At 40.3% G+C, this 2,745-nt stretch carries 3 protein-coding genes; 1 reads left to right on the forward strand and 2 read right to left on the reverse strand.

The genetic code is table 11. The annotated features are described in order from the left end of the window. Nucleotides 1–293: 293 nt before the first annotated feature. A complete protein-coding gene (locus EWV68_RS04315; protein ID WP_287168937.1) occupies nucleotides 294–1,520 on the reverse strand; it encodes a molybdopterin molybdotransferase MoeA in 1,227 nt (408 codons plus the stop codon). 11 nt (nucleotides 1,521–1,531) lie between these two features. Here EWV68_RS04315 and EWV68_RS04320 point away from each other — a divergent pair, with 11 nt between their 5' ends. After that, nucleotides 1,532–2,413: a glutaminase gene (locus EWV68_RS04320; protein ID WP_287168938.1), complete on the forward strand. Its 882-nt coding sequence runs from the start codon at nucleotides 1,532–1,534 to the stop codon at nucleotides 2,411–2,413. Nucleotides 2,414–2,655: 242 nt separating this feature from the next. On the opposite strand, the gene EWV68_RS22035 is transcribed toward EWV68_RS04320, so the two are convergent. Next, nucleotides 2,656–2,745: transposase (locus tag EWV68_RS22035; protein WP_287168939.1), on the reverse strand; the 90-nt coding region annotated here is incomplete at its 5' end.

A 2,745-nucleotide genomic window follows, 5' to 3' on the forward strand; every position in this document is an offset into this window, starting at 1 on the left:
TTCCCCTCAAAAAGTGCCAGCCATTGCGGGGATCGGGGGGAAAATTCCTGGACTTTTTCCCTGAAAATTAGGTACTTGACCACCTGAAAATCGATAAAACCCCACACCCCACACCCCACACCCCACACCCCACACCCTGTCCCCAGGAAAAGCTTTTTGCCGCAAACCCTAATTAGGGTCTGCGGCAAAAAGTTCCTAACCGTAATTCCCCTGCTGCTGTCCTTCGACCTGATTCTTACCGAGAAGGAGATCAAGTCAAAAAAAGAACCCTTGCCAAAATCTGAAACTGGCTCTCAAAGGGGAAGTCCAGTCATAACTTCTACTGTTTCTCCCGCTTGTATAGTAGTTTTACCCTGGGGAATTATGGCTAAAGCATTAGTACCCGCTAAATTAATTAAATTAGCCGAATTGTGTTGTCCGGGAGCAAGTTGAAATTGATAAACTCCCTCGATAATTTCTATTTTTCCCCAGAGATAAACTTCTCTTTGTCCATTAGATTTGAGAGTATCGCGGGTGACAACTCGCAGAAATTTGTTTTGATAATCTGTCAATCCCGATAATTTTTTAATGGCCATTTGCACGAAGCGCCAACAGGAAACTAAAGCAGAGACGGGATTACCGGGGATACCAAAGTAAATACAACCGTTAGGAAAAGTAGCAAAGGTTAGGGGTTTACCCGGTTGAATAGCAACGCTGCCAATCAGAATTTTTCCCCCTAATTCCCCTAAAATTCCCTCGATATAATCGTAATCTCCCACAGAAACACCGCCGGTGGAAAGGACGATGGCACTAGAATTAATGGCTTTTCTGATAGTTTCTCTGAGAAGATCGGGATTATCTTTGATTATACCTAAAGGTCTGGGAATTGCCCCTAAACTGGCGACAAATGCGGTTAAAGCGTAGCGATTCGAGTCAATAATTTGACCTTTTTGGAGGGTTTCATCGGGATTAATTAATTCATCTCCCGTGGAGAAAATTGCCACTTGGGGACGGGAAAACACTGTTAATTCGGTAGCTTGTGCCGTGGCTAAAACCGCTATTTCTGGGGAATTAATGGCAATACCAGCTTTTAATAAGGTATTTCCCGCTCGATAGAATGTGCCGCGTTGACGCACGAAAAGACCTATTTTTTCGGGAGGGATAAGAATCACCACTCGCTCCCCTTGTTTTTGAGTATTTTCCTGCATAATAATCGTATCACTGCCGGCGGGTAACATCGCTCCCGTAAATATTCGCGCTGTTTCTCCTGGTTGAATAATTTTTTCGGGGACTTTGCCGGCGGGAATTTCGGCGATAATCTTTAAAGTAACGGGATTTTCTGGATTAGTGTCTTTGACATCTTCGTAGCGGACAGCATAGCCATCCATAGCAGAATTATCCCAATAGGGAAAGTCTAAATCACTGCTGATATCTTCGGCTAAAATGCGCCCAAAAGCTGCCTCTAGAGAAACTTTTTCGGTTTCTTGTCGGGGTTGAATTTGAGTTAAAATTATAGATTCTGCTTCTTTGACTGAGTACATGGATTAAACAAATGAACCGATTAGCTAGATTAAGGGTGGAAGATATACAAGCTTGGGTCGGGGAAGTGCATTTATCGGATAGGAAGGGTCAGACTGCCTATTATATACCGGTTTTGAACCAAGTTAATCCCGAGGTTTTCGCTCTCCAGATTCACTGTCTTGAGGGGGAGATTTTGTCTTGGGGAGATGAAACTGTAACTTTTCCTTTGATGAGTGTGATTAAACCTTTTTTGTTATTATATCTTTTAACCCATTTAGGGGAAGATGCTGTTTTTCGTCGCGTGGGAAAACAAGCTTCTAGTTATCCTTTTAATTCCTTAACTCAACTGCAAGAGGATCGCGGTTTTCCCCGTAATCCTATGATTAATAGTGGTGCGATCGCATTGACAGACTTATTAGCAGGAGAAACGCCAGAATCTCGCTGTGAAAATTTGCTTTTATGGTTAAATACAATGGGTAATTGTCAATTATTTCTCGATCACTCTGTGCTTGATTCTGTTCACTCCTATCCTAATGCACACAATCAAGCTTTAAGCTTAGAATTAGAAAAAAATGGTTATGTCAGTCATCGTTATTTAGCCCTAGAAACCTACAATCGAATCTGTTGTTTATCTGGAAAAATTGCCGATCTTGCTAATTTAGGTAAGTTGATTTTAGCGGCTCCTTTTGGTGAAATTATTCTAGAAATTATGACTAATTGTGGTCTTTATGAAGCTTCCGAAAAATTTGCTATTGAGGTGGGTTTTCCCACTAAATCGGGAGTCAGTGGGGCCCTATTATCAATTGTACCGAAACAGGGAGCGATCGCTTGTTATAGTCCTCTGTTAAATGAGCAAGGTAATTCAATTTTAGGACTTAATTTACTAACACATATAAGTCATTTTGTCAAGTAAATTTAATCTAGGAAAATAGCTCTTCGGTAATTGTTATGCAAATAATTAACTTAAAATAAAATTCGATGAGAGTGCCTACGCTCAAAAATAGCTGAAATCCATACAGGGAAAAACTTGAGGCACAAACGGGTTAATACCAAAAGATAGACAATAGAGTTAAGATTTGATATAACAGCCAAAAACGAGGGTATTTTACTTATGATACTTGACAAATTTGGTTCTTCCGAACTTACCATGTAAAATCAACTAGCAAAATGCCAATTTAATAAACATCTAAGACTAAAGTTTTTAAAGTTTCTAAATCCATAGCCTCTCCTTTTAATCACCTTCAG

The organism is Microcystis sp. M_QC_C_20170808_M9Col (genome assembly GCF_007095495.1).
Lineage (GTDB): Bacteria > Cyanobacteriota > Cyanobacteriia > Cyanobacteriales > Microcystaceae > Microcystis > Microcystis aeruginosa.

What these genes read in the sequence shown, in the direction of transcription:
- EWV68_RS04320 (WP_287168938.1), top strand. Translation starts at nt 1,532, where the DNA reads ATGAACCGATTAGCTAGATTAAGGGTGGAAGATATACAAGCTTGGGTC.
- EWV68_RS04315 (WP_287168937.1), bottom strand. Translation starts at nt 1,520, where the DNA reads ATGTACTCAGTCAAAGAAGCAGAATCTATAATTTTAACTCAAATTCAA.